At 71.9% G+C, this 25,264-nt stretch carries 20 protein-coding genes and 1 pseudogene; 10 read left to right on the top strand and 11 right to left on the bottom strand.

The genetic code is table 11. The features are described from left to right. Positions 1 to 5 precede the first annotated feature (5 nt). Positions 6 to 1,391: an amino acid permease gene (locus ACFY6U_RS03120; RefSeq protein ID WP_390034794.1), complete on the top strand. Its 1,386-nt coding sequence runs from the start codon at positions 6 to 8 to the stop codon at positions 1,389 to 1,391. Between the two features lie 34 nt (positions 1,392 to 1,425). Then, on the top strand, positions 1,426 to 2,280 hold the full coding sequence (locus ACFY6U_RS03115; RefSeq protein WP_390034793.1) for a PhzF family phenazine biosynthesis protein: 855 nt from the start codon (positions 1,426 to 1,428) through the stop codon (positions 2,278 to 2,280). Positions 2,281 to 2,603: 323 nt separating this feature from the next. On the opposite strand, the pseudogene ACFY6U_RS03110 reads toward ACFY6U_RS03115, so the two are convergent. After that, positions 2,604 to 3,431, bottom strand: a pseudogene (locus tag ACFY6U_RS03110) (autotransporter); the annotation flags it as partial. 186 nt (positions 3,432 to 3,617) lie between these two features. Between ACFY6U_RS03110 and ACFY6U_RS03105 the strand changes: the two are divergent. Next, entirely contained in the window at positions 3,618 to 5,027 is a 1,410-nt protein-coding gene (locus ACFY6U_RS03105; protein WP_390034792.1) for an RICIN domain-containing protein, read from the top strand. Positions 5,028 to 5,039: 12 nt separating this feature from the next. On the opposite strand, the gene ACFY6U_RS03100 is transcribed toward ACFY6U_RS03105, so the two are convergent. After that, positions 5,040 to 6,719 (bottom strand): rhamnogalacturonan lyase B N-terminal domain-containing protein, encoded by a 1,680-nt coding sequence (locus tag ACFY6U_RS03100; RefSeq protein WP_390034791.1) that lies wholly within the window; start codon positions 6,717 to 6,719, stop codon positions 5,040 to 5,042. Between the two features lie 189 nt (positions 6,720 to 6,908). Between ACFY6U_RS03100 and ACFY6U_RS03095 the strand changes: the two genes are divergently transcribed. After that, a complete protein-coding gene (locus ACFY6U_RS03095) occupies positions 6,909 to 7,967 on the top strand; it encodes a rhamnogalacturonan acetylesterase (RefSeq protein ID WP_390034790.1) in 1,059 nt (352 codons plus the stop codon). Between the two features lie 81 nt (positions 7,968 to 8,048). Further along, positions 8,049 to 9,746 carry a DUF2264 domain-containing protein gene (locus tag ACFY6U_RS03090; protein WP_390034789.1) on the top strand — a complete coding sequence of 566 codons (1,698 nt, stop codon included), beginning with the start codon at positions 8,049 to 8,051 and terminating at the stop codon, positions 9,744 to 9,746. Positions 9,747 to 9,907: 161 nt separating this feature from the next. On the opposite strand, the gene ACFY6U_RS03085 is transcribed toward ACFY6U_RS03090, so the two are convergent. From ACFY6U_RS03085 to ACFY6U_RS03070, 4 genes are all read right to left on the bottom strand, one after another. Continuing rightward, a complete protein-coding gene (locus ACFY6U_RS03085; RefSeq protein WP_390034788.1) occupies positions 9,908 to 11,290 on the bottom strand; it encodes a hypothetical protein in 1,383 nt (460 codons plus the stop codon). Positions 11,291 to 11,344: 54 nt separating this feature from the next. Next, complete coding sequence (locus ACFY6U_RS03080) at positions 11,345 to 12,313, bottom strand: alpha/beta hydrolase (RefSeq protein ID WP_390034787.1); 969 nt, start codon at positions 12,311 to 12,313, stop codon at positions 11,345 to 11,347. 247 nt (positions 12,314 to 12,560) lie between these two features. After that, positions 12,561 to 13,241, bottom strand: a complete 681-nt coding sequence (locus ACFY6U_RS03075) for an alpha/beta fold hydrolase (protein WP_390034786.1) — start codon at positions 13,239 to 13,241, stop codon at positions 12,561 to 12,563. Further along, positions 13,234 to 13,824: a TetR/AcrR family transcriptional regulator gene (locus ACFY6U_RS03070; protein ID WP_390034785.1), complete on the bottom strand. Its 591-nt coding sequence runs from the start codon at positions 13,822 to 13,824 to the stop codon at positions 13,234 to 13,236. Before ACFY6U_RS03070 ends, ACFY6U_RS03075 begins: the two co-directional genes overlap by 8 nt. A 116-nt stretch (positions 13,825 to 13,940) precedes the next feature. Between ACFY6U_RS03070 and ACFY6U_RS03065 the strand changes: the two genes are divergently transcribed. Next, positions 13,941 to 15,200 (top strand): MFS transporter, encoded by a 1,260-nt coding sequence (locus ACFY6U_RS03065; protein WP_390034784.1) that lies wholly within the window; start codon positions 13,941 to 13,943, stop codon positions 15,198 to 15,200. A gap of 15 nt (positions 15,201 to 15,215) precedes the next feature. On the opposite strand, the gene ACFY6U_RS03060 is transcribed toward ACFY6U_RS03065, so the two are convergent. The 5 genes from ACFY6U_RS03060 to ACFY6U_RS03040 form a co-directional block, all read right to left on the bottom strand. Continuing rightward, positions 15,216 to 16,016 carry an ABC-2 family transporter protein gene (locus ACFY6U_RS03060; RefSeq protein ID WP_351493143.1) on the bottom strand — a complete coding sequence of 267 codons (801 nt, stop codon included), beginning with the start codon at positions 16,014 to 16,016 and terminating at the stop codon, positions 15,216 to 15,218. A 5-nt stretch (positions 16,017 to 16,021) separates the two neighbouring features. After that, complete coding sequence (locus tag ACFY6U_RS03055) at positions 16,022 to 16,825, bottom strand: ABC transporter permease (RefSeq protein WP_390034783.1); 804 nt, start codon at positions 16,823 to 16,825, stop codon at positions 16,022 to 16,024. 1 nt (position 16,826) lies between these two features. Further along, complete coding sequence (locus ACFY6U_RS03050) at positions 16,827 to 17,828, bottom strand: ATP-binding cassette domain-containing protein (RefSeq protein ID WP_390034782.1); 1,002 nt, start codon at positions 17,826 to 17,828, stop codon at positions 16,827 to 16,829. A 201-nt stretch (positions 17,829 to 18,029) separates the two neighbouring features. Beyond that, positions 18,030 to 19,274, bottom strand: coding sequence for an ROK family transcriptional regulator (locus tag ACFY6U_RS03045; protein ID WP_390034781.1), 1,245 nt, complete (start codon positions 19,272 to 19,274; stop codon positions 18,030 to 18,032). A gap of 72 nt (positions 19,275 to 19,346) precedes the next feature. Beyond that, positions 19,347 to 20,600: an FAD-binding protein gene (locus tag ACFY6U_RS03040; protein WP_351493151.1), complete on the bottom strand. Its 1,254-nt coding sequence runs from the start codon at positions 20,598 to 20,600 to the stop codon at positions 19,347 to 19,349. Positions 20,601 to 20,775: 175 nt separating this feature from the next. Between ACFY6U_RS03040 and ACFY6U_RS03035 the strand changes: the two genes are divergently transcribed. The 4 genes from ACFY6U_RS03035 to ACFY6U_RS03020 all read left to right on the top strand — a co-directional run bounded on the left by ACFY6U_RS03035 (position 20,776) and on the right by ACFY6U_RS03020 (position 25,077). Then, positions 20,776 to 21,783 (top strand): hydroxyacid dehydrogenase, encoded by a 1,008-nt coding sequence (locus tag ACFY6U_RS03035; RefSeq protein WP_390034780.1) that lies wholly within the window; start codon positions 20,776 to 20,778, stop codon positions 21,781 to 21,783. A gap of 70 nt (positions 21,784 to 21,853) precedes the next feature. Next, the gene (locus ACFY6U_RS03030) at positions 21,854 to 22,921 is read left to right on the top strand and encodes a LacI family DNA-binding transcriptional regulator (RefSeq protein WP_390034779.1); all 1,068 of its coding nucleotides are present in this window, start codon (positions 21,854 to 21,856) and stop codon (positions 22,919 to 22,921) included. Between the two features lie 103 nt (positions 22,922 to 23,024). Next, positions 23,025 to 23,699 carry a pyridoxamine 5'-phosphate oxidase family protein gene (locus ACFY6U_RS03025; RefSeq protein ID WP_390034778.1) on the top strand — a complete coding sequence of 225 codons (675 nt, stop codon included), beginning with the start codon at positions 23,025 to 23,027 and terminating at the stop codon, positions 23,697 to 23,699. A 58-nt stretch (positions 23,700 to 23,757) separates the two neighbouring features. After that, a complete protein-coding gene (locus tag ACFY6U_RS03020; RefSeq protein WP_390034777.1) occupies positions 23,758 to 25,077 on the top strand; it encodes a radical SAM protein in 1,320 nt (439 codons plus the stop codon). Positions 25,078 to 25,264: the final 187 nt, after the last annotated feature.

Raw genomic sequence — 25,264 nt, 5'->3', positions numbered from 1 at the left:
CCGCCATGACAGCCCCCGTCCCCGTCCCCGTTCCCACCCCCGCCGAGGCCACGGAACCCACCCCGGCCCCGTCCGGTCCCCGCCGCACCTTCGGCCTCGCCGCCGCGACCGCTCTGGTCATGGGCAACATCATCGGCGGCGGCATCTTCGCGCTGCCCGCCGCCGTCGCCCCGTACGGCACGGTCAGCCTGCTCGCCTTCGTCGTCCTGTCCGTCGCCGCCGTGCTGCTCGCCCTGCTCTTCGGCAAGCTGGCCCGCCGCAGCCCGGTCACCGGCGGTCTGTACGTGTACCCGCGCGACGCGTTCGGCCCGTTCGCCGGGTTCCTCTCCGCGTGGTCGTACTGGACGATGTGCTGGGTCAGCATCGCGGCCCTCGCCGTCGCGGTCGTCGGCTACGTCGACGTCCTCGTCCCCCTCCACGGCAACCACGTCCTCGAAGGCGCCGTCGCGCTCGCCGCGCTCTGGCTCCCGGCCGCCGCGAACTTCGCCGGCACCCGGTACGTGGGCGCGGTCCAGATCGTCTCGACGGTCCTGAAGTTCGTGCCGCTCCTCGTGGTCGCCACCGTCGGCCTGTTCTTCGTCGACACCGACAACTTCGGCCCGTTCAACGCCTCCGGCGACAGCACGCCGGGCGCCCTCGCCGCCGCGGCGGCCCTGCTCCTCTACAGCTTCCTGGGCGTCGAGTCGGCCGCGGTCAGCGCGGGCGAGGTCGAGAACCCCGAGCGCACGGTCGGCCGCGCCAGCGTGCTGGGCACGCTGGGCTCCGCCGTCGTCTACATCCTCGGCACGGTCGCCGTCTTCGGCCTGGTCCCGCACGACAAGCTGGTGAAGTCCGGCGCGCCCTTCGCCGACGCGGTGAACGCGATCACCGGGGGCGGCTGGGGCGGCACCGTGATCGCGCTGGTCGCCGTCGCCTCGATCGTCGGCTGCCTCAACGGCTGGATCCTGATGGCCGCGCAGATGCCGTACGCCGCCGCCCGCGACGGCCTCTTCCCGAAGCCGTTCGCGAAGGTCGGCAAGGGCGGGGTGCCTGGCTTCGGCGTCTGGGCGGTCGCCGTCCTCGGCACCCTCCTCATCGCCCTCAACTACACGGCCGGCCCCGACACCACGTTCCGCGTCCTGGTCCTCATCACCACCTTCACCGGCTGCGTCCCCTATCTCCTCTCCGCCGCCGCCCAGCTCTACTGGCTCGCCCAGGGCACCCGCCACCGGGTCCGCCCGGCCGGCCTGGTCCGCGACCTGATCGTCGCCGCGCTCTCCTTCGCCTTCTCCTTCTGGCTGATCGCCGGCGCCGGCTACGCGGCCGTCTACCAGGGCGTGCTGTTCCTGTTCGCGGGGATCCCGGTGTACGTGTGGCTGCGCGGGCGGCAGCGGGAGGACGCCACCCCCTGACGCCACCACGCCGGGCTCCTCTACGCTCGCTGACGTGACCGTCACCATCGTCCGTGCCTGCCTGCGCGACGGCCGCGGGGGCAGCCCCACCGCGGTCCTGGACGACCTGCCGCTCACCGACGAGGAACGGCGCGCGGTGCCCGCCCGGACCGGCGCCTCGCACGCGGTGTTCCTGTCGACCGACGAGGCCACCGGAGAGACATCGCTCCGCTTCTGCACCGCCACGGGCGAACTCCCCGGCTGCGGCCACGGCACCGTCGCCGCACTGGCCGTACTCGCCGAACGCACCGGGACCCGGGACGTCACCCTCCACACGCGGACCGGCACCCTCCAGGGCCGCGCGGTCCGTCACGCGAACGGCGTGCTGGAGGGCTGGTTCGCTCCGGGTCCGGTACACCTGCGCACGCCGACCGGCGCCGAACTGGACGACGTTCTCCCCGCCTTGGGGCTCTCCGGGAACGCCCCCGGCGCGGTCGTCGCCTCGCTCGGCCGGTCTCGTCTCCTGGTCCCGCTGCCCACCCGGTCCGCCGTCGCCGCGCTGACCCCCGACCTCGACCGCCTCCGCGCCGCCTGCGACCGGTCGGCCCTGCTGGGCTGCTACCTGTACTCGGCCCCGACACCGGACGGCCGGGTCACGGCCCGCATGTTCGCCCCTTCGATCGGCGTCCCCGAGGACATCGCCAACGCCAACAGCACGGCCTGCCTGGCCGCCCGCCTCGCCCCCGAGGGCTTCCCGGCCCTCACCGTGGACATGGGCGACTCCCTCGGCACCCCGGCGACGATCAGGGCGGTGGTACGCCGTACCGGGAACGGCACGCGGATCCTCGTGGGCGGCGCGGCGGAGATCACCGGCGGACCGAGGGGCGTCCCGGTGTCGTCTCCGACGTGAGATCCCCTTCCCCACAGGGAATTGGCGGCCCCGGCCGCACGCCGCAGGTTCTGGGGCGAGGCAGCCTTCCCGCCCAGGAGACAGACATGATCGAGATCGACCCGCAGCACCTTGCCGACCGCTGCATGGCCCAGACGCCACGCACATCCTCCAGCCGCCCGTCGCGACCCGCCGGCCCGCCCGTCCGGCTCGGCTGCGCGAGTCCCACCGCGCTGGCCCACATGGGCCGGACGTACGACGGCCGGCTGCCCTGTCCGCCCGCCCCCGGCGACTACGCGTCCGGCCTGCGCGAGGTCAGCGGAGCGGCGGCCGACGCGGGCCGCTCCCCGGTCGCTGTAGCTGTACTGCCCGGTGAGGACCACCTTGCTGCCCGGCCGCGAGTGGACGTTGACGTCGCTGCCGTGCTCCCGCTGGTAGAAGTCCTGGCGCAGGGTGACCGTCCGGCCGAGCGGGGTGTCGATGATCCAGGAGCCCTGGTTGAGGATCGCGCGGGCGTCGGGGAGGGACACCGGGTACTCGGGGCGGCCGACGGCCATCCCCGTGCCGTTGGCGATGACGCCGGAGAAGGGCTGCGTGCCCGCCAGGTCCAGCGTGCCCCACATGTTGCGGGGCTGGGTCACCAGGCCCGAGCCGCTGATGGTGCCGATGTTGAAGGTGCGGGTCAGGGACAGGCGCAGGGTGCCGTCGACGCGGATGTTGAGCTGGTTCAGCTGGTAGCCGGGGGTGTTGTAGGGGAAGTGGCCGATCAGACCGGTGCCGCCGCCCGTGCCGTACTGCAGGGTCGTACCGCGCTCGACGGTGATCGCGGGCGGGTCGGGGCGGGTGACCGTCGTGTACGGGTGGTCGCCGCCCTGGGTGCGCACGACCTGCCGTTGCCGTGCCTTCGGCAGGGTGAAGTCGCTGTCCCTGGTGAGGATCAGGGTGCCGCCGCCGCGCACGGTGAGCGTGCCCTCGCCGTGCAGGACACCGTCGTACGTCGTCGTCCCGGCGGGCACGGTGACGACCGTGTCGCCGGTGAGGGTCACGTCCCGGTCGGCGAGCACGTCGGCGGTGACGTCGCAGGCGCCGGCGGCAAAGGCCGGGTGAGCGGAGGCCAGGAGGGCGGCGAGGGCGCCGACGGCCGCTGCGGTGGCGTGGAGATGGGTGCGCACGTGATCGGAGACGGGCCCGGACGGGCGTGGATAACAGAAAACCGAGTTCCGCGAGCGCATCACTCGGAAATCGCTTTCCCCCTTGTCTTGTCAGACCCGTTGACCTTCTCGTAACACACCCTTACCTTTTCGGCGATCTCAGAATCCCCCAGAACCCACCAGGAACACCCAAGGAGCGTGTGTGAGATGAGACGTGCGTACGCGATCCTGTTGTCCCTCTGCCTGGCGGTGATCGGCGCCCTGGCCGCCGCGGGACCGGCCGCGGCCGCCTCCCAGACCGTCACCAACGGCACCCGGTTCACCGACACCTCGGGGAACGTCGTCCACGCCCACGGCGGCGGGGTCGTCCAGGTCGGCAGCTACTACTACTGGTTCGGCGAGGACCGCAACTCCGACAACACCTTCAAGTCGGTGGACGCCTACCGCTCCACCGACCTGAAGACCTGGGAGTTCCGCAACCACGTCCTCACCCAGTCCTCCGCCTCCGAACTCGGCACCGCCTACATCGAGCGCCCGAAGGTCATCTACAACGCGTCCACCGGCAAGTTCGTGATGTGGATGCACAAGGAGAACGGCGTCGACTACAGCCAGGCCCGCGCCGCCGTCGCCGTCTCCGACACCGTCGACGGCACCTACACCTACCAGGGCAGTTTCCAGCCGCTCGGCCAGTACATGTCCCGCGACCTCACCACCTTCGTCGACACCGACGGCACCGCCTACATGGTCTCGGCGTCCAACGAGAACGCCGACCTGCACATCTACAAGCTCACCGCCGACTACACCGGCATCGACAGCCTGGTCGCCAACCCCTGGGCCGGCGCCAGCCGCGAGGCCCCGGCCCTCTTCAAGCGCAACGGCGTCTACTTCATGCTGACCTCGGCCGCCACCGGCTGGAGCCCCAACCAGCAGAAGTACGCCACCGCCACCTCGCTCGCCGGCCCCTGGACCTCCTGGACCAACGTCGGCGACTCCACGGCGTACGGTTCCCAGACCGCCTACGTCCTCCCGATCAGCGGCACTTCGGGCACCTCGTACCTCTACATGGGCGACCGCTGGGGCAACTCCTTCGGCGGCACGGTCAACGACTCCCGTTACGTCTGGCTGCCGTTGACCTTCCCGACCGACACCTCGATGTCGATGTCCTGGTACCCGGAGATCTCCGTCGACACGGCCGCCGGCACGGTCGGCGGGACCAGCGCCACGTACAACACGCTGATCGCGCGGCACAGCAGCAAGTGCGCCGACGTGCCGAACCAGTCCCTCTGGGAGGCCGTCGCGATCAGCCAGTACACGTGCAACGGCGGCACCAACCAGAAGTGGTGGTTCAAGGACCTGGGCACCGGCTACTACGAGCTGATGGGCCGCGGCAGCTCGCTCTGCCTCCAGGAGAACGACACGAACGTCACCCAGGAGGACTGCACCGGCGCCACCACCCAGCAGTGGTCGGTCGTCACCTCGGGGTCGTACGTGAACATCAAGGCCCGCACGTCCGGCGAGTGCCTGGACGTGAGCGGCGCGTCCACCGCCAACTCGGCCGCCGTCATCACGTACGCGTGCAACGGCGGCACGAACCAGCAGTGGACCCGCGGAACGTGATGGCGCCTCGGCTCAGGCCAGCAGGTCGATCGCGTCGATCGACGTGCCGGCGCTGAGGAACGACGTCGTCCCCGAGCCGCTCGCCACGTAGATCTTCAGCGTGTTGTAGGCGCCGGTGTCCGTCAGCCAGGCGGACGCCGGCACGCTGTAGGTGAACGTGTAGTTGTTGCCCCGGTACGAGCCCACGGTCAGCGACCGGGTGCTCGGCTGGGTGGGCGGCGAGGGGACGGCCGAGGTCCAGGTGTCGTTGACGACGACCTGCGGCCGGCCGTTCGCGTAGGCCGTCGTCACGCCGATCCTGAGGGTGTGCGCGGCGGCGGCCTGGGCGGCGGTCAGCCTGAAGTAGACGACGATCCCGCTGTTGACGTCCTTCCACAGGTAGCAGGGGAAGGCCGAGGTCTCGGTGCCGCTGCCGATGACCACGTTGCCGGTCCAGGAGGCCGCCCGCACGTCCGACGGGTGCATGTACGTCATCAGGTCGGCGTTCTTGAACCCGCCCGGGGTGCCGTCCCAGTTGTTGATACGCCAGATCGCGGAGGCGTTGCTCGGGTCGTTGGAGGACGGGATCGCGATGGTGTTCAGGGTGGTGGTCGAACCCGCCGAGACGCTCACCGAACCGGTGTAGACGGCCAGTTCGCCCTTGAAGACGGTGAGGGTGTACGTCCCCGGCAGCACCCCCGCGATCGAGAAGTAGCCGTCCGACGAGCGCGCCGAACCCCAGTACTGCGCCGCCGAGTCGGCGAGGCCCACCGTGTACGCGTACGCCGTGTCCCGTCCCGAGATGCCGACGCCCGCGACCCGGCCGCGCCCGCCCGCCGCCACGTACCCGGAGATGCCGAGCGAGTCCGCCCACGAGGTGGTCAGGGTGCCCGGGTAGAGGGACGAGGACGGTGCGCCGCCGTCCGTGAAGGCGATGACGTACGGGCCCTGGAGACCGTAGCGCTCCGACTCGGTCTGGTTCTCGCCGTAGTACAGGATCTCGTACAGCCCGCCGCCGTCGGCGCTCTGGTGGCGCAGCAGCGAGCGGTAGAACGGGCCGCCGGAGGCCTTCTCGTGGTTGCTGCGCACGATCCACAGGCCGACGCTGCCGGTCGTCCAGCCGATGTAGTCGTAGTCCATCACCCGCCGCTTCGAGTAGTGCTTGGCGCGGGTCTGCCCGTCGGACTTCTCGAAGATGTCCGCGGACTCGATGACGGTGGGCGCGTAGGTGTAGGAATCCGGCTCGTCGTTGAGGAACAGGCCGGCCTTCACGCGCACGATGTACCGGGTGGCGGTGACGGACGAGTCGGCCTTGTTGGTCCAGAGGTAGACGTTGTTCTCGCCGCTGCGGGCCGCGTAGTAGTGCTTCAGCGTGCCGTACGCCACGGAGACCAGGATCGTCGACCCCGACTGGGCGATGGTCACCGTGGAGGTGCCGAGCCCCGACTCGACGTGCGAGTTCTTGCCGCCGTAGCCCTGGTACTCGGTGCCCTTGTAGACCAGCGAGGTCAGGTCGCCGTTGGTCTTGCTGACCTTGAAGACCAGGCTCGCGCCGGTGTCCACGACGTAGTCGGAGCCGTCGTCCGACCAGCCGAAGCCCGCGGCCGAGGCGGTCTCGGCGAGCGGGCCGGCGAGGGCCGCGGTACCGGCGGCGGCCGCGCTGCCGAGGACGAAGGTGCGGCGTCCGAGCGGTCTCCCGGTGGATCCGGACATGGGGGTGCCTCCTTCGGTGGGGCGGGGGTGCGGGTGAGTGTGAGAGTGACAGTTGAATCGATTTCGCGAAAGGGCTTTCGCCATCGTGGGGTTGGCAGTTTGCCGAAATGGGTCCAGGGGCTGGAAAGCGCTTGCCGATTGGGGGTACGGTCCGCGCCAGGTCATGTCGCCACGACGGAGGAGTCCCGAGTGAGACGTTTCAACGGTGTTCGCGTCGCCGCGCTCGCGGCGGCCGTCCTCGCCGCCTGCCTGACGGCCGCCCCCGCCGCCCAGGCCCATGGACGGCGGCCGCCCCTCGGCATCGAGAACTGCACCGCGACCGCCTGCCACTTCGACGTCCCGCCGGGCGACTACGACGTGACGGTCCGGCTCGGCGGCGCGACCGCGTCCGGCACGAGCATCAGCGGGGAGACCCGCCGCTCGCTCCTCCCCGAGACGGCCCTCGCCGCGGGGCGGCACACGACCCGCAGCTTCACCGTCGACGTCCGCACCCCGGAAGGCGAGCCGACGGGCCCGGACGGAACCCCCGGGCTGGACCTCACCATCGGCGGCCCGGCCCCCGCACTCGCCGACATCCGCGTCACCCCTTCTTCCCGGCACACCAGGCAGGTGTTCCTGATAGGCGACTCCACCGTCTGCGACCAGCCGGCCGACCCCTACTCCGGCTGGGGCCAGCAGCTCCCGCAGTTCCTGCGCACGGGCGTCGCCGTCGCCAACTACGCGGACTCCGGCGAAAGTACGGTGACCTACCTCCAGAACCCGCAACTCTGGGGTACCGTCCAGCCGTTGATCCACCCGGGTGACCTGGTCCTCATCCAGCTGGCGCACAACGACAAGACGACGGACGAGGCGACCTACCGCGCGAATCTGGAGACCCTGGTGGCGGGCGTACGGGAGAAGGGCGGGCGGCCGGTGCTGGTCACACCCATCGTGCGCCGCTGGTTCAATGCCGACGGCACGCTGAACAACGACATCGCGCTTCTGGTCAACGGGCTCGGCGTCAATCATCCTGAGGTGATCCGCTCGGTCGCCGCCGCCGAGGACGTTCCGCTGATCGACCTCACGGCGAAGACCAAGGCGCTGGTGGAGTCGCTCGGCGTGGAGGGCTCCAAGGCGCTGTACCTGTACAACGAGAAGAAGGACAACACGCACACCTCCGCGTACGGAGCCACCGTCTACGCGGGCCTGGTGCGCGACGAACTGCTCGCCCAGCACCTGGTGCCCCTGGGCACCGTGCGGGCGGGATGAGCCCCTGGGGCGTCCCGACCGGAACCGGGGCGCCCCAGGTCCGAACGGCCCGAGGTTCGGTACGAGTGAGAAAGAGCACCGATGCAGCTGCCTCCCGAGGACCGCAGTTCCAGCCCGCGCACCGGCTACACCCGGGTCCACTGGGAGGCGGCGGCCGACGCCCTGCTCGCCGCCGTGGAGCCGTACGCCACCGACGACCGCGCCCTCTACCACCTCCCCGGCGACCGCCAGAGCTGGTCGGGCCGGCTCTCCGACGGCCTGGAGGGCTACGCCCGCACCCTGCTCCTCGCCGCCTTCCGCCGCGACGAGACCGCGCTCCAGCGGTACGCGGACGGACTCGCCGCCGGTGTGTCCGGTGTCTGGCCGCGCATCGAGGACCGCAGTCAGCCGCTGGTCGAGGCCGCCTCGATCGCCCTCGCCCTGCGCTTGACCCGCCCCCTGCTCTGGGACCGGCTGGACGACCCGGTACGGCAGCGCGCCGCGGCCTGGCTCGCCGACGCGCTGACCGCCGAACCCTGGCCCTGCAACTGGGAGTTGTTCCCGGTGACGGTCGGCGGCTTCCTCGCCGAGATCGGCCACGAGACCGAGGCCGCGCGCAAGGCGGTCGACCACGGCCTGGCCCGCATCGAGGACTGGTACGTCGGCGACGGCTGGTACACCGACGGCGACGGCCGCAAGTACGACTACTACAACGGCTGGGCGATGCACCTCTACCCGGTGCTGCACGCCTGGCTCGCCTCGGACGCCGAACTCCTCGACCTGTACGGCGGCCGCCTGGAACGTCATCTCGCCGACTACGCCCGCCTGTTCGGCGGCGACGGCGCCCCCATGCACCAGGGCCGCTCCCTGACGTACCGCTTCGCGACCACGGCACCGCTGTGGCTGGGCGCCCTCACCGGCCGTACGCCCCTGTCCCCCGGGGAGACCCGGCGACTGGCCTCCGGAGCGCTGAAGTACTTCCTGGACCGAGGCGCGGTGGACGCCCACGGACTCCTGACCCTCGGCTGGCACGGGGCCGACACCGCCGTGCTGCAGGGTTATTCGGGGCCTGCGTCTCCGTACTGGGCGAGCAAGGGCTTCCTCGGCCTGCTGCTCCCGCCGGAGCACGAGGTGTGGACGGCGACGGAGCAGCCGGGCCCGGCGGAACGAGCCGACGCGGTCACCCCGATCGCCCCCGCCAACTGGCTGCTCCAGTCGACGCGTTCGGACGGCGTCGTCCGCCTCCACAACCACGGCAGCGAGGACGTCCGCTACGACCCGTACTACACCCGGCTCGGCTACTCGACCGTGACCGAGCCCTCGGTGTCGTACGACAACAGCGTGCTCGTCGGCGACGACCCGAGCCGCACGCGGATCGAGCCGCTGGGCGTGGGGGAGGGCTGGGCGGCCTCCCGGCACACGGCCGGGGCGGGCGCCCGGGTGACGAGCGCCGTGCTCGTGCACGGGGCCGCGGAGGTGCGGGCCTTCCTGGTGGCGGGGGCGCGGCCCGGGACGCCGGTCCGGGTGACGGGGTGGGCGGCACCCGAGAGCCTACGGGCCGAACTGCTGCCCGCCGTGGGCCTCGACGACACGCTGACCGGGGCCACGGGGGACGGCCCGACCCTGTTCGTCGCACTGAGCCGCCTCACCGGCACGGCGGACGCCGAGCCGCTGGGGGAGACGGTGACCGTCCGCGCCGACGGCGACCGGGAGCTGACCGTTCTGTGGAGCGGGGGCGTCGGGCTGCGGGTCCGGTGGCAGGGGGACGGAGTGGATGTGGAGGACATCGGGCGGGGCTGAGCCGGGTCGGGCGCGGTGCGGACACCGCGCGCCGCCGCCCTCGGCCTCCGCCTGCCGGTGCGGCGGTCGACGCGGTTGCTGCCGGGCGGCGGCACTGCCGAGACGGCCGCCCGCGATCCGGCGCCGGCCCGTCGAGGTCATGCGCCGGATCGCGGAGTCGGTCACGGCGTGAGTCGCGCGATCCGCAGCGTCGTCGTGGTCGGGGACGAACCCGTGAGCGGAGTACCGTAGTTCGGGGTGACGGGCGCGTAGGCCCAGGTGAGGGAGCCGTCCTTGAGGACCGCTATGTCACCGGTGAACCGCGCGCTCACCACCTTGTCGGCGCTGACGGGCGTGCCGTTCCAGTCGACCAGCCGAAGGTGCGTGCCCGTGAAGGTGCCGGTGCAGGTGCCGGCCGAGCACTTGGCGTTCTTCAGGGACTCCCAGGTGACCAGGAGCTTGTCCTTGCCGTACGGGGCGACGTGGACGTCGACGTTCTCGACGGTCCTGGCGCTGGTGAGGTAGATCGCTTTGCCGGGGCCGGAGTTGCGGTTCTTGAGGAAGGCGATGGCGACCTGGTGGGTGGCGGTCTTCGGGGTGACCGTCCAGCCGCGGCCGCTGCTGTCGTCCGGGTTCTTCCTGGCGGAGGCCGCGCCCCGGGAGGCGAAGGCGGTCGCGTATTTTCCGGCGGACGACTTGACGAGGTCGCCGGTGCGGCCGGGGAAGGTGCCACCGCAGTACCCCGCCCAGCACTGCTCCCGCTGGACGACCGGGGCCACGTCCGGGGCGCCGATGCCGGTGGAGACGAACAGGCCCGAGCGCCAGTCGTCGAAGCAGAGGGAGGTGAAGGCGCCGGAGGCCTCGGCGTGCAGGGCGATGCCCTCGTTGTGGCTGCAGCCCCAACTCCAACCGCCGCTCAGCTTCTTGCCCGCCGCGCTGACGTACGCCAGCTTGTCGCCGAAGTGCCCGTCGGCGAAGCCGCCCGCGCCGTGCACCACGAAGTAGGCGCCGTACTTGGAGCCGTTCCAGGTGAGCCGGCCGTCGAGGGTGGGGGAGGTGTCGTGGGAGGCGGTGCCGGTGAGCTTGGTGGTCCAGGTTCGTCTGCCGCCGGTGTAGCGGATGATCGCGGCGGCCGTCTCCTTCCACTTGTTGGTGTCGGCGACCCTGGTGAGCAGCGCGAACCCGTTGGTGTGGGCGACCAGACCGCCCACCTCCTTCGCGCCCTTGACGACCGTGTCGGCGCCGGACCGCTTGCCGCCCGCGGTGAGCGGGGTGACGTGCACCCCGTCGGCGGCGGGCCAGGCGACCCGGACCGTGCCGTCGGGGGCGACCGCGGTGGCGGTTCTGTTCCACTCCCGGGTGTTGTTGTAACCCGCTGAGAGATAGGGGTACTTGGCGCCGAGGCTCACCGCCGTGGACGTGATCTCGAGGTCCGGGGTCGTGGCCGCGCCGGCCGTGGCGTACCAGGCGCCGGCCAGCAGACCGCCGGCCGCGAGGAGCCCGATCGCGGGCTTGCGGTAGGCGTGGACCCGGCGGTGGGCCGAAGTGCGTGGTGCAGAAGTCATGCCCCGTGGTCGCCGCCGGGTCCCGGAAGGTTGCCGTGCCCGTGGAGTTGTCCGCTAGGCCCGGTCGGTTCCGAGGGCGTTGCGCAGGAATCCCGTGGCCTGGTCGATCGCGCCACGGGCGGCCTCGGACTGGCTGAGCGAGTTGAGCATCATGAAGTCGTGGACCGTGCCGTCGTAGCGCACCGTGGTCACCGGAACGTCGGCCGCCCGGAGCTTGGCGGCGTACGCCTCGCCCTCGTCGCGCAGCACGTCGGCCTCGTCGACGATCAGCAGCGCGGGCGGCAGGCCGGAGAGCTGCTCGGCGGTGGCCTGGTTGGGGGAGGCGGTGATCTCCGCGCGCTGGTCCGGGTCGGTCGTGTAGGCGTCCCAGAACCACTCCATCAGCTTGCGGCTCAGGTAGTAGCCGGTGGCGAACTGGTCGTAGGAACCGGTGTTCATCGCCGCGTCCGTGACCGGGTAGTACATCGACTGCTGTACGAACGTGACGTCACCGCGCTCCTTGGCCATGAGGGCGAGAGCGGCCGTCATGTTCCCGCCGACCGATTCCCCGGCCACCGCCATGCGCTGTGCGTCGAGCCCCTTGGACGCTCCGTCGCGGACGATCCACTGGGCGGCGGCGTAGCCCTGCTCGATGGCCACCGGGTAGTGGGCTTCGGGGGACGGCGTGTACTCCACGAAGACCACGGCCGCACGTGCGCCGACCGCCAGTTCCCGCACCAGGCGGTCGTGGGTGCCGGCGTTGCCCAGCACCCAGCCACCGCCGTGCATGTACAGCACGACGGGCAGCATGCCGGTGGCGCCCTGCGGTCTGACGATGCGTACCCGTACGTCGCCGACGTCGGCCGGCACGGTGACCCACTCCTCGTCGACCGGCAGCTTGTCGACCGGCGCGGCCTGGAGGTCGTCGAGGACCTTGCGCGCCGCGGCGGGATCCAGCTCGTACAGGAACGGATGGTGCGAGGTTGCTTCGGCGAGCTCCCGTGCTTCGGGTTCGAGGACGATCGAGGCGGTCTGAGCAGCCATGGGAATGCTCCCTGGGGAATCCGAGAACGGCCTGGTCGGGAAGTCCGGGAAGGGCATGGCGCCGAGTGCACAAGGCTGACGAGCGTCGCGATGCGCCGGCGCCGTGCGGCGGCCGGCGGAGCCTGCGCCCTGGGTCAGCCCCTCGGTGAGGACCCACTGTCCACCATAATCACGCCTCCTCCGTCGCTGCATTCCGGGTGCGCGGCCGGTTGCTCTGCGTCATCCCTGCTGCGTCATCCGTGCGGTGTCACCCGGCCCCGAGCAGCGTCTCCCTGACCCGGTCGGCGAACCCGGCCGGGTCCTCCAGGGGGCCGAGGTGGCCGCCGGGGAACTCCGTGAAGGCCGCGCCGGTGTGCTCGGCGACGAACTCCGCCGTGCGGTACAGGAGCTGGTCCTTCGAGGCGGTTCCGGCCGCGATCGTGAGGCGGGGCAGGGCGGCCGGTGGGCGGTAGGCGGTGAAGGGGCGGAGGACGTGGGCGAGGAAGACGGCCATCGGGGTCCCGGGAGCCGGGCGGGCGGCGTCGAGCTGCTCGACGAGCTCGGTGCGCAGCCGCTCGCCGTCCGGCAGCAGGGTGACGCACGGCGGCTCGTGCGCGATGACGTGCCGGAGCCGGTCCGGGTGGCGGGCCAGCAGGTCGAGGGCGGCGATTCCGCCGGAGCTGGTGCCGAGGACGTACGCCGGCTCGCCGTCCGCCGGTACCTCGGCCAGCACCCGGTGCGCGCCCTCGCTCCAGTCCCGTACGGCCTGGTCGGCGACCGGGTCCCCGAGGTGGCCGTGGGCGAGGCCCAGCGGGTCGTACGTCACGACCGTGAAGTGCGGGGCCAGATGTTCCGTGAAGGGGCCCAGGCCCATCGGGTGCCCGGCTCCCCCGGGGACCACGAGCAGCACGGGGCCGCTGCCGGTGACGTCGTAGTGCAGGTCAGACATGGTGGTGCGTCTCCTCGCGGGGCCAGTTCTCGAGTGCGACGTGCAGGGCGCCGATCGCCCGGTCCCAGGAGGCGCGGACGTCGCGTGGCGCGTTGAAGCCGCCCGAGGCCTCCAGGGCGCAGTAGCCGTGGAAGGTGGCGCGCAACAGGCGTACGGCGTCGGTGAGATCGGGCTCGGCCAGGCCGTAGCCGCGCAGCATGCCGTAGGTGATCTCCACGGTGCGGCGCATGGCGGGGTTCCCGGGGTCGACGAGCGCGGGGTCGATACGGATCTGGGTCGCCGCGTAGCGCCCGGGATGGGCGAGCGCGTACGCGCGGTACGCGTCTGCGTAGGCGGCCAGCGCGTCCCGCCCGGACCGGCCGGCCACGGCGACGGCGATCCCGTCGATCATCTCGCCGCCCGCGAGGAGGGCGAGCCGGTGGCGCAGGTCCTGGAGGTTCCGGACGTGCGAGTAGAGGCTCGCGTCCCGTACGCCGAAGTGGCGGGCCAGCGCCGACAGCGAGACCTGCTCGAAGCCGGCCTCGTCGGCCAGCTCGGCCGCCGCCGCGACCAGCCGGTCGGCGGTGATCCCGGCACGTGCCATGTGATGCCTCCGTCTGGGGGTTCTAGGAGCAAGCCTAGAGACCCTAGGTATGGGGGGCAAGCGATTATGGCGCCCGCCCGGCGGCATAGGGTTGTGGACGAGCGGAAGGGGGAGCCGTGGCGTACGGGGCGCGACGGGTGGCGCGGGCGGGACAGAGGCGTGCGTCAGACGGCCGACCACTCTGGAGACAGCGGGACTTCGGGTTCTTCTGGCTCGCCCAGACCCTCTCCGTCCTCGGCGACTCGTTCAGCCTGATCGCGCTCCCCCTGCTGGTGCTCCGGGCGACCGGCTCGGTGGCCCGGATGGGCCTGCTCACCGGTGTCGGCGGGGCCGCGATGGTGCTGGCGGCCGTGTTCGCCGGCGTGGTCGTGGACCGGGTCGACCGCCGCAGGCTCCTCATCGCCTGCGACCTGGTCCGTATGGTCCTCTACGGCCTGGTCCCGCTCGTCTGGCTCGCCGGGCCGCAGTTGTGGCTCCTGTACGTGGTCCTGCCCCTGTGCGAGGCCGTCGGCATGCTCTTCGCCGTCGGGTACGTCACCGTCGTCCGCGGGCTGGTCGGCACCGGCCGGCTCACCGAGGCCAACGGGCGGCTGAACGCGACGGCGGCCGCGGCCGGTGTGCTGGGCCCGCTGGGCGCGGGCCTGGTCGCCGCCTGGACGGGACCGGCCGACGCCGTGGCCGTGGACGCGGCCAGCTACGCGGTGTCGGCGGGCTGCCTGTTCTTCGTACGGCTGCGGGAGCGCGCCGGGGACGAGCGCGTGCCCAAGGACACGAGCGTGGGGCGAGACCTGCGCACCGGCATCGCGTACCTCGTCCGCCATCCCGTCCTGCGCTCGCTCACCGGCCTCCTCTCCCTCTTCAGCTTCCTCACCCTCGGCATCAACGACCTGGTGATCTACCACCTGCAGCACGATCTCGGCCACGACGACGGGACGGTCGGCACCGTGCTCGCGGTCGGTGCGGTCGGCACGATCACCGGGGCGCTGCTGGTCGCCCCGCTCCGCCGGCGGCTCGGCTTCGGGCCGACCTGGATCGGCACGACCGCGGTGTGCGGACTGGCCTTCGCCGGGCTCGGCCGGCTGCACACGGTGCCCGCCGTGGCCTTCGTGACCGCGGTCTACCTGGCCTGTGTGGGCGTGGCGGGCACCTGCTCCATGTCGCTGCGCCAGGAGATCACCCCCGAACCCCTCCTCGGCCGCGTCACCTCGGCGCACTGGACGCTCCAGTACTCGACGGCCCCGGTCGGCGCGGCCGTCCTCACCTGGGCCGCCGAGCGTCACGGCACCGCCCCCGTGGCCGCCGCGGCCGGAGTCTGCTGCACCCTGATCGCCCTCGCCGGCCTGTGCACCCCGATCCGTGGCGCGGGCCGCACCTGATCCGCGCGGGGACGGTCAGCCGTTCACCCCCGTGTAGTGCCCCAGCGCCCACCGCCACAGCAGCCGGGCGGCCAGGTAGGCGAGCAGACCCAGGAGGGGGGAGGCGGCCGCCAGCCAGTAGGGGGCGCCGGTGGAGTGGCCGTGGCCGGTGAGGACGGCCGCCGGGAAGTAGGCGACGAAGGCGAGCGGGAGGCCGTAGGTGAGCAGGCCGCCGACCGCCCGGGGCAGCACGTTCAGCGGGTAGCTGCCGAAGGTGCCGAGGAGTTCCTCCAGCCAGCGGCTCCAGTAGTCGGCGGCCGGGTAGCGCAGCGAGGCGCAGGCGACCACCGTGAACAGGGCCGCCTCCAGCAGCATCCCGCCCAGGACCGCCGCGATCAGGTACGAGACCCGGCCCGCCGTCCAGTCGAGGTGACTGCGGCCGAGCGCGCCCGCCATCAGGCCCGCGGCCACCGTCAGGTCACCGATGGCGTTGGTGGGGAAGTACTCCAGCTGCACCTGCCGGTACACGGGCATCGGGCGCAGCAGATAGGCGTCGATCCTGCCTTCCTGGATGTACCGGCCCACCCCGTGCACCCGGCCCAGGACCAGGACGAACAGACCGTGCGCCAGCATCCGCGTCGCCGGGATGAGCAGGACGTCCGAGCTGTCCCAGCCGCCCATCCCGGTGAACCGGGTGAGCAGCACGGTCGCGAACACGATCACCGACACCTGCCAGACCGCGCCGATCGCGATCATCATCAGGAACTCGGTGCGGTACTCCAGCTGCGCACGGAAGTTGAGGCGCGTGATGCGCCAGGCGATCCGGACGGCGTTCAACGGCCTCAGCCTCCCTGGGAGATGACACGGCGGGCGGCGCGCCGCCACACGAAACGGGTGAAGAGATACAGCGCCACGACCCAGCCGGCCTGGACACCGAGCTGCGGCCCGGCGTCCGACAGCGGGATCCGGCCCACGTACAGCGACAGCGGCACGCTCAGCGTCGCCTGGAAGGGCAGGAAGGAACTGAGCGTGACGAACCAGTGCGGGAAGAACCAGAGCGGCGCGTACACCCCGGACAGCAGGTTCTGCGCGAAGACCAGGATCAGCATCGCCGCGCTGTTGCGCAGCGTCCAGAAGCAGAACTGGTCGATGAGGAGCATGACGTAGTAGAGGACCAGCTGGCCGAGGAGCAGGCTGAGCGCGAACACCGCCGCCACCGCGGCCGACCGCGGCGGATCCACCACCCCGGCCGCCAGACAGACCGCGTATCCCGCCGACGCCCAGGTCAGCCCGTACAGTTGCTCGCCGACCGCGCGCAGCGCGTGGTAGCGCTGGGGCGGCAGCGGGCGCAGGTACCAGTAGACGATCGTGCCGAAGTGCATGTGCTGCATCACGGAGTCCCGGCCCGCGTACTGGTCCAGCTCCCGCAGCCGGGAGGCGAGCACGGCCAGCACCGCGTAGGTGACGGCCTGGCCGCGGTCCAGACCCGCGGTCGTACCCGTCTGGGAGTACAGGCCCCGCCACAGCGAGGCGACCAGCACCACCTGCACGGTCAGCCGCAGCAGGACCCCGGTCATCCGGGGCGGGGTGTACAGCTCGCCGAGCGGGGTGACCCGGGCGGCGCGCCAGGCGTACAGGAGGGCCATCTCAGACCGCCTCGGCCTTCGCCTGCGCGTAGGCCGCCCGCATCACGTCCTCCAGGTCCGCCTCGTCCACCGCCACACCGGTCACCTCGTACCGCTCGATGACCAGCTTCAGCGCCTCGTGGACCGTGGGCGCGGCCGGACCGTCCGGGCCGAACACCACCTGCGGGCCCTCCCGGCGCACCAGGGTGATGCCGGGCAGCGGGACGACCGGCGTGTGCGCGTCGGCGAGCGTGGCCCGGACCTGCCAGGTCGAGCCGAACCGGCGCCGCATCTCGTCCAGCGAGCCGTCGAGCACCAGCCGCCCGTGGTTGACCAGCACCACCCGCTCGGCGAGCCGTTCGACCTCGGTCATGTCGTGCGTGGTCAGCAGCACCGTACGGCCGCGTTCGGCCACCTGGTACCGCAGGAACTCGCGGACCTGCTCCTTCACCACCACGTCCATGCCGATGGTCGGTTCGTCCAGGAAGACGACCGGAGGATCGTGCAGCAGGGCGGCGGCCAGGTCGCAGCGCACCCGCTGGCCGAGCGAGAGGTGCCGGACCCGGGTGTCCCAGAAGGCGGAGAGTTCGAGCAGGTCGTCGAACTCCCCGAGGCGTGCCGCGTGTTCGGCCTTCGGTACCTCGTAGATGTCGCGGAGGATCGCGAACGACTCCCGCACCGGCAGGTCCCACCACAGCTGGGTCCGCTGTCCGAACACCGCGCCGATGTTGCGGGCGTTGCGCTCCCGTTCCCGGTACGGCACCACGCCCGCGACCCGGGCCTCGCCGGAGGTCGGGGTGAGGATCCCGGTCAGCATCTTGATGGTGGTCGACTTGCCCGCGCCGTTCGGGCCGAGCAGGGCGAGGAGTTCGCCCGGGGCGACGTCGAAGGAGACGTCGGAGACCGCGTGTTTCTCCACGCGTTCGGGGTTGACCAGGGATCGCAGGGCGCCCGCGAAACCCGGGCGCCGGACGGTGGTGTGGAAGGTGCGGGACAGACCGCGGACCTCGATGGTTCCGGCCACGCTGGGGACCCTCTCGTTCCGTGCACGACGTGCGGCCGGTCGGCTTGTGAGGCCGACCGGCCGCGGATACGCCACGACGGTCGCAGAGCGCCGAGTAGCCCGGCAATGGATTAATCGAGCCGCGATTTGGACTATTCGATCACCGGGACGGCGGCGTCCACGGCCGGGAGGACCGCGTCGGCGGCTCGGAAGGCGGGGCGGTCAGCGGGCAGCCGGCACGGTGCGGCCCGGGCGTCCGCCGCCGCGCAGGCCCACCGGGCGCAGCGCGCCCTCCAGCGCGAACGTGGCCGCGCCCAGGCAGACCGGGTCGGTGGGGATGGGGGAGAGGACGATCTCGGTGGCGGCGAACGGCCGCCCGAGCGCGTGCCGCCGGACGGCCTCGCGCACCTCCGCCAGCAGCGGCTCCCCGAGCCGGCGGGCCACCCAGCTGCTGAGCACGACCAGTTCGGGGTTGAGCAGGTTGACCAGGTTGGCGATCCCGGCGCCGATGTAGCGGGCGGTGTCCCGTACGACCTCGACCGCGACCGGATCACCGTCCGCCAGGCCCTGGGCCAGCGCGCCCACGGTGGCCGTCTGGTCCTCCGGGTGCAGCAGCGGGCTCTGCGGGCTGAGCTCCTGCAGGTTCAGCATGATGCCGGGGGCGCCGACGTACGTCTCGACACAGCCGTGGTTGCCGCAGTGGCACGGCCGCCCGTCCAGGACGAGCGTCGTGTGTCCCCACTCCCCGGCGCTGTTGCTGACCCCCCGGTGCAGCCGGCCGCCGAGGGCGAGCCCGGCGCCGACCCCGGTCCCGAGGTTCACCACCACGGTGTCCCCGCGCCCCCGCGCCGCCCCGAACCACTGCTCGGCCACCGCACACGCCCGCAGCGGGTTGTCCAGGTGGAGCGGGTAGGCGATGTGTTCGGCGAGCAGGTCGAGCAACGGCACGTCGTGCCAGTCCCAGTTGGGCGCGTACTCGGCGATGCCGGTGGCCCGGTCGACCTGCCCCGGCACGCTCACCCCGACGCCCAGCACCCGCGCGCCCTCGATCCCGGCCTGCGCCACCACCGCGCCGACCGCCGCGGCCACCTGCCCCACCACCTGCTCCGGCCGGATCTCGCCGGGTCGCATGTCCTCCTCGGCGCGGGCCAGCACGTTCAGGGCGAGGTCGAACAGCTCGACGTGGACGTACGTCTCCGCGATGTCGACGCCGATCAGCGCGCCCCCCGAGGCGTTGACCGCGACGAGTCCCCGGGGACGGCCGCCGGCGGAGTCCTCGAAGCCGACCTCCGTGATCATCCGCAGCTCCAGCAGCTCCCCGACGAGGGTGGCGACCGTGGCCAGGCTCAGCCCGGTGACGGCCGCCAGCTCCTGCCGGGAGGTGGGAGACTCGGCGATGATGTGCCGCAGTACCTCGTAGCGGTTCGCGGTGCGGATGTCACGTGATGTGTGCTTCACGCGGCGCAAGGCTATGGCCTGGGAAGCGCTTTCGACAAGGCATTACGTTAAGGGTTTGATTAAGTCCGTCGGTCAGGTCCGTCAGCCGTCCAGGAGATCCGCCACGAAGGGGTTGGTGAACTTCCCGTCGGGGTCCAGGTCCCGGGCGAGGGCGCGGAAGTCGCCGAGGCGCGGATACCGCCGGCGCACGTCCGCCGCCGCGGCGGCGAAGACCTTGCCCCAGTGCGGCCGCGGGTCGAACGGCTCCAGCGCCTCCTCCAGCCGGCGCACCACGGGCAGGACGGCCGACAGGTCGTCCACCCAGGTGAAGTGCAGGGCGACCGAGTCACGGCCGTGGGCGGGGCTGAGCCACTGCGGATCGGCGGCGATCGTCCGCACCTCGCAGGTCTGCAGGACGGGGGAGACCGTCTGCCGGACGGCGTCGACGGCGTGCAGTGCGTCGAGGGCCGTCGTCCTCGGCAGCAGGTACTCGGACTGGAGCTCGTCGCCGCTGCTCGGGGTGAACTCCGCCCGGAAGTGCGGCAGCCGCTCGTGCCAGGGTCCCGGCACCCCGAACTGCTGGGTGCAGTTGCCGGCCGGCATGCCCGGCACCGGGTGCATCGCCTCGGTCGCGGGCGCGGCCCACCCGAAGTCCACGGCGGGCCGGTCGGTGCGCCGCTTCACCCACACCTGCCGGAAGCCCGGCTCCCGCCAGTCGGTGAACAGGCTGACGCTGTAGGCGGCGCCGGACACGGCCGGGAAGTCGAGGCCGTCCAGCGGCAGTTCGGTGTATACGGTCTGCGCCATGTCATATGCCGCCTCCAGGTCCAGGGTGAGCGCGGTGACGGCCCCCAGCACCCCCAGCGAGGTCACCGCTCCCTCGAACCCCGCGTCCCCCCGCGCGATCCTCGCCGTCGAGCCGTCGGCGAGCACCAGCTCCACCTCCCGCACCGGCGCCGCGAGCGACCCGTTGGCCACGCCCGAGCCATGGGTGCCGGTGGCGACCGAGCCGGCCACCGAGATGTGCGGCAGCGAGGCCATGTTGGGCAGGGCGAGGCCGTGCGCATGGACCGCGCGGGCCAGTTCGGCGTACCGCACCCCGCCCGCGACCCGGACCGTACGGGCCGCCGTGTCCACCTCGATCACCGGCGGCAGCCCGGCGATCGAGACCAGCACGCCCTCCGGGCCCGGATCGGCGATGCGGTTGAAGGAGTGCCCGCTGCCCAGCACCCGTACCCGCGCACTGCCGGCCACCAGCGACCGGAGCGCGTCGAGCGAGTGCGGGCGGTGGAACTCCTTCGCGGTGTACGTGATGTTGCGCGCCCAGTTGGTGACCGTCTGCGCCGGATCCGTCATCTCTGCCGTCCCATCCCTGTCGTTCGCCGGAGAGTGCCGGCCGTCCTTCGAGGAGTTCCTTCGAGGAGTGTCCGCCCCCTCCGGGGAGTGCCTCTCCATTGACCCTCTCATTCGCCGGGACCTACGGTAGAGACCGGTTGCTATCCGCGCGTCACCGAGCCGGAAGGTCACTTCCTTGCCCGAGCGTCCCCAGGCAGTGTTCGCCATGACAGCCCAGAACGTGCCGCACATCTTCCCGCCGGAGGTACTGGCGCGACTGCGCGAGTGCGTAGAAATCGATCCCACTCTGGTGGTGCACGACTTCGCCGATCCCCGGGTACGGGAGACGCTCGCCCGCACCGAGGTCCTGGTCACCGGCTGGGGCTGCCCGGTCCTGGACACGGCCGCCCTGGACGCGGCGCCGAAACTGCGGGCGGTGCTGCACGCGGCCGGCTCGGTCAAGGGCTTCACCACGCCCGAGGTGTGGCGGCGGGGCATCGTCGTCTCCTCGGCCGCCGCCGCCAACGCGCTGCCGGTCGCCGAGTACACCCTCGCGATGATCCTGCTCGCCGGGAAGGACGTCTTCGCCTTCCGCGACCTGCTGCGCACCCGCCGCACCTTCCCGTACGGCGACATCGTCCCCGGCATCGGCAACTTCCACCGCCGGGTCGGCATCGTCGGCGCCTCCCGCATCGGCCGCCGCCTCGTCGAACTCCTGCGACCGTACGACCTGTCGGTCACCCTCGCCGACCCCTACGTGGACGAGACGGAGGCCGCCCGGCTCGGCGTCCCCCTGCTGCTTCTCGACGACCTGCTGCGCACCTCGGACATCGTCAGCGTGCACGCCCCCCAGACCCCGGAGACCCGGCATCTCCTCGGCGCCCGCGAACTCGGCCTGATGCCGGACGGATCGGTACTGATCAACACCGCGCGCGGCTCCCTCCTCGACCACGACGCCCTGATCGCGGAGCTGCGCACCGGCCGCCTGACCGCGATCCTCGACGTGACCGACCCGGAGCCGCTGCCCGCCGACTCCCCGCTCTTCGACCTCCCCAACGCCTTCCTCACCCCGCACCTGGCCGGCTCGCAGGGCAACGAGGTGGCACGGCTCGGCCTCACCGTCGTGGAGGAGGCCGGCCGACTGCTGACCGGTGTCGGTCTCCTGCACACCGTCGACCAGTCGGCCCTGGAGCGGGCCGCGTGACGGGCGGTCCGCCGGGCACCCCGGCCGTCTCGTAGGGTGACCTGAACACATGACGAAGGGGAGCCGAGCGGTGGCGAAGCGGACACAGCCGGCGCCGAACGGGGACGCCTCGACGGTACGGGACGTGGCCGCGCGGGCCGGGGTCTCCGCGTCGACCGTCTCCCGGGTCCTCGGCGGCACCTACCCGGTGGCCGCCGCCACCCGCGCCAAGGTCCTGAAGGCCATGCGCGAGCTGGACTACGTGGTCAACGCGCACGCCCGCGCCCTCGGCGGCGCCACCAACAACACGGTCGCCTTCGTCGTCGACGACGTCACCGGCCCCTTCTACGCGCACATCGCCCGCGGGGTCGAGGAGCAGGCCTCGGCGGAGGGCCGGCTGTGCATGCTGTGCACCACGCACGGCGACCCGCGCCGCATCCTCGCCGTCGTGGAGACCATGCGGGAGCAGCGGGCCGACGCGGTGATCGTGGTGGGCGGCGCCCTTGCGGACAGGGCCTACCACGACCGCATGACCCACTTCGCGCACGCCCTGGACCGGTCCGGATCCCGGCTGGTCCTGGTCGGCCGCCCGCCGCTCGGCCCCGGCGTCCCGGCCACGGTCGTCGACTACGACAACGAGGGGGGTGCCTTCGCGCTCACCGGTCACCTCCTCTCCGGCGGCCACCGGCGCATCGCCTACCTCGGCCGGGTCCCGGGCCTGTCCACCAGCGCCCAGCGCATCGCCGGTTTCACCCGCGCCCACGGACTCCTCGGCCTCGCCCCGGACCCGGACCTCGTCCTCGACGGCGTCTTCTCCCGCTCCTACGGCTACCAGGCGACCCGTGAACTCCTCGCCTCCGGACGCGGTTTCACCGCGGTCTTCGCGGCCACCGACATGATCGCCACCGGCGTGATCCAGGCCCTGCGGGAGTCGGGCCGCCGCATCCCCGACGACGTCGCCGTGGCCGGTTACGACGACATCCCGGTCGCCCGGGACGTCTACCCGGCACTCACCACGGTCCACGTACCCCAGGAGGAACTGGGCCGCGCCGCCGTCCGCCTCGCCCTGCACCGCGACGAGCTGCCGGACGGGCAGCATCTGGTGCTGGGGACGCACGTGGTGCTGCGGGAGTCGACACGGCGGGCTGCCGGCGGCTGAGCGACCGGAGCGCGGTCTACGGATTTCGTTGCCACAAGCGTTGATCATTGCTGTAAACGTTGACGGTATGGCCATGATGCCGCGATATCGGTAGCGTGCGGGTATGACCCCCGATCCGCTGTCCCCGCGCCTTCCGGCGACCGACCTCACCCGCCATCGCCGGCTCCGCGAGCAGGGCAGCCTCGACCGGGCCGATCTGGAGGCGATTCTCGACGCCGGGTTCGTCTGCCATCTCGGGGTGGTGGTCGAAGGGCGTCCGCTGGTCGTGCCGACGGTGTACGGGCGGGACGAGCGGCAGCTGTACCTGCACGGCTCGGTCGCCAGCCGCAGCCTCGCGGGCGGGACCCCGGTGTGCGTCACGGTCACCCACGTCGACGGCCTGGTGCTGGCGCGGTCCGTCTTCGGGCACGGCGTCAACTACCGCAGCGCGGTGATCCACGGCGCCGCCCGCAAGGTGACCGACCCCGAGGAGAAACTGACGGGGCTGCGCCTCCTCACCGAACACACGGCCCCGGGCCAGTGGTCGTACGCCCGGCAGCCGAACCGCAGGGAGCTGGCCGCCACCACTCTCCTCGCCCTCTCCCTGGAAGAGGCCTCCGTCAAGATCCGCACCGGAGCTCCGGAGGACGGCGACGGACCGGACGCGGAACGGGGGCTGTGGGCCGGCGTCCTGCCGCTGGTCTCGGCCTGGGGCGCGCCGGTGACGGATCCCGCACTGCACCCGGACACCCCCGTACCGGGACACATCGCGCGCCGAGAGGGGACCCGGCACGGCTGACGGCGAGGCGGGGGCATACCGTGAGGAGCTGAACGCCTGAGCCGGGAGGAGACACGGGATGGGCAGCCGTACCGCGCTGGTCGAGGATCTGATGGAGAGGTTCCCGCAGGTACCTCGGGAAGCCGTCTTCAAGGAGGACCTGCTCCGGGGCGGTGTGGCCTTCGACCCGTCCGCGCTGAGCGACAACGAGAGCGGCGAGGTCAAGCCGAAGTCGTACTTCATCTTCTCCTTCGACCACGGCACCCTGCCCGAGCTGGGCGAGGCCGCGCTGCGCCGGCCGCCGGAGGAGATCATCCTCACCGGCGGGCCGTACGACCTGCGGCGGACCGTGGTGTCCGTGCGGGTGAACCCGGCCTCCCCGTACCGGGTGGCCGCGGACGAGGAGGGCATGCTCGGGCTCTACCTCGACGGGAAGCGGATCGCCGACGTCGGGGTGCCGCCCATGCCGGAGTACTACCGGCACAAGCTCGCCAACGGGAAGTCCGTGATGGAGGTCGCCCCGACCATCCAGTGGGGCTACCTGATCTACCTCACCGTCTTCCGGGTCTGCCAGTACTTCGGCGCCAAGGAGGAGTGCCAGTACTGCGACATCAACCACAACTGGCGCCAGCACAAGGCGGCCGGGCGGCCGTACACGGGCGTGAAGGACGTCGAGGAGGTCCTCGAAGCCCTGGAGATCATCGACCGGTACGACACCGCCAGGACGTCCACCGCCTACACGCTGACCGGCGGCGCGATCACCAAGACCGTCTCCGGGCGTGACGAGGCCGACTTCTACGGCCACTACGCCAAGGCCATCGAGGAGCGGTTCCCGGGCCGGTGGATCGGCAAGGTCGTGGCCCAGGCGCTGCCGCGGGACGACGTGCAGCGGTTCAAGGACTACGGCGTGCAGATCTACCACCCCAACTACGAGGTGTGGGACGAGTACCTGTTCAAGATGTACTGCCCGGGCAAGGAGCGGTACGTCGGCCGGGACGAGTGGCACAAGCGGATCCTGGACTCCGCCGAGATCTTCGGCGCCCGGAACGTGATCCCCAACTTCGTGGCCGGCGTGGAGATGGCCGAGCCGTTCGGGTTCAAGACCGTCGACGAGGCGATCGCGTCCACCACCGAGGGGCTCCGCTTCTTCATGTCGCAGGGCATCACGCCCCGCTTCACCACCTGGTGCCCGGAGCCGACCACCCCGCTCGGCAAGGCCAACCCCCAGGGCGCCCCGCTGGAGTACCACATCCGGCTGCTGCAGGCCTACCGGCAGACGATGGAGGACTTCGGCCTCTCCTCGCCCCCCGGCTACGGCCCGCCCGGACCCGGCCGCGCCGTCTTCTCCGTCAGTTCCTTCATGGACAGCCTGCCCGCGGAGGCGCCGGCGGAGGTGTGAGGCACAGGGCGGCCCGGGGCTCGGCCGGGCGGGCGCGCAAGTGACTTACGGGAACGGTGAGTCGAAACGCGGTCGCTGTCCGTACTAGGGGCCGGAGTTGTGGGTCACGGCGGACACGAAGGTGTTCTCCGGGCGGCCGGCACAGTGGTTGACGTGAGACCGGGGGCCGGTGGTATGGGTGTGACGG

Origin of the sequence: Streptomyces sp. NPDC013157 (assembly GCF_042899865.1) — a bacterium.
Lineage (GTDB): Bacteria > Actinomycetota > Actinomycetes > Streptomycetales > Streptomycetaceae > Streptomyces.
The sequence above is the reverse complement of the archived record's forward strand: the minus strand, read 5'-3'. Positions and strand labels throughout refer to the sequence as shown.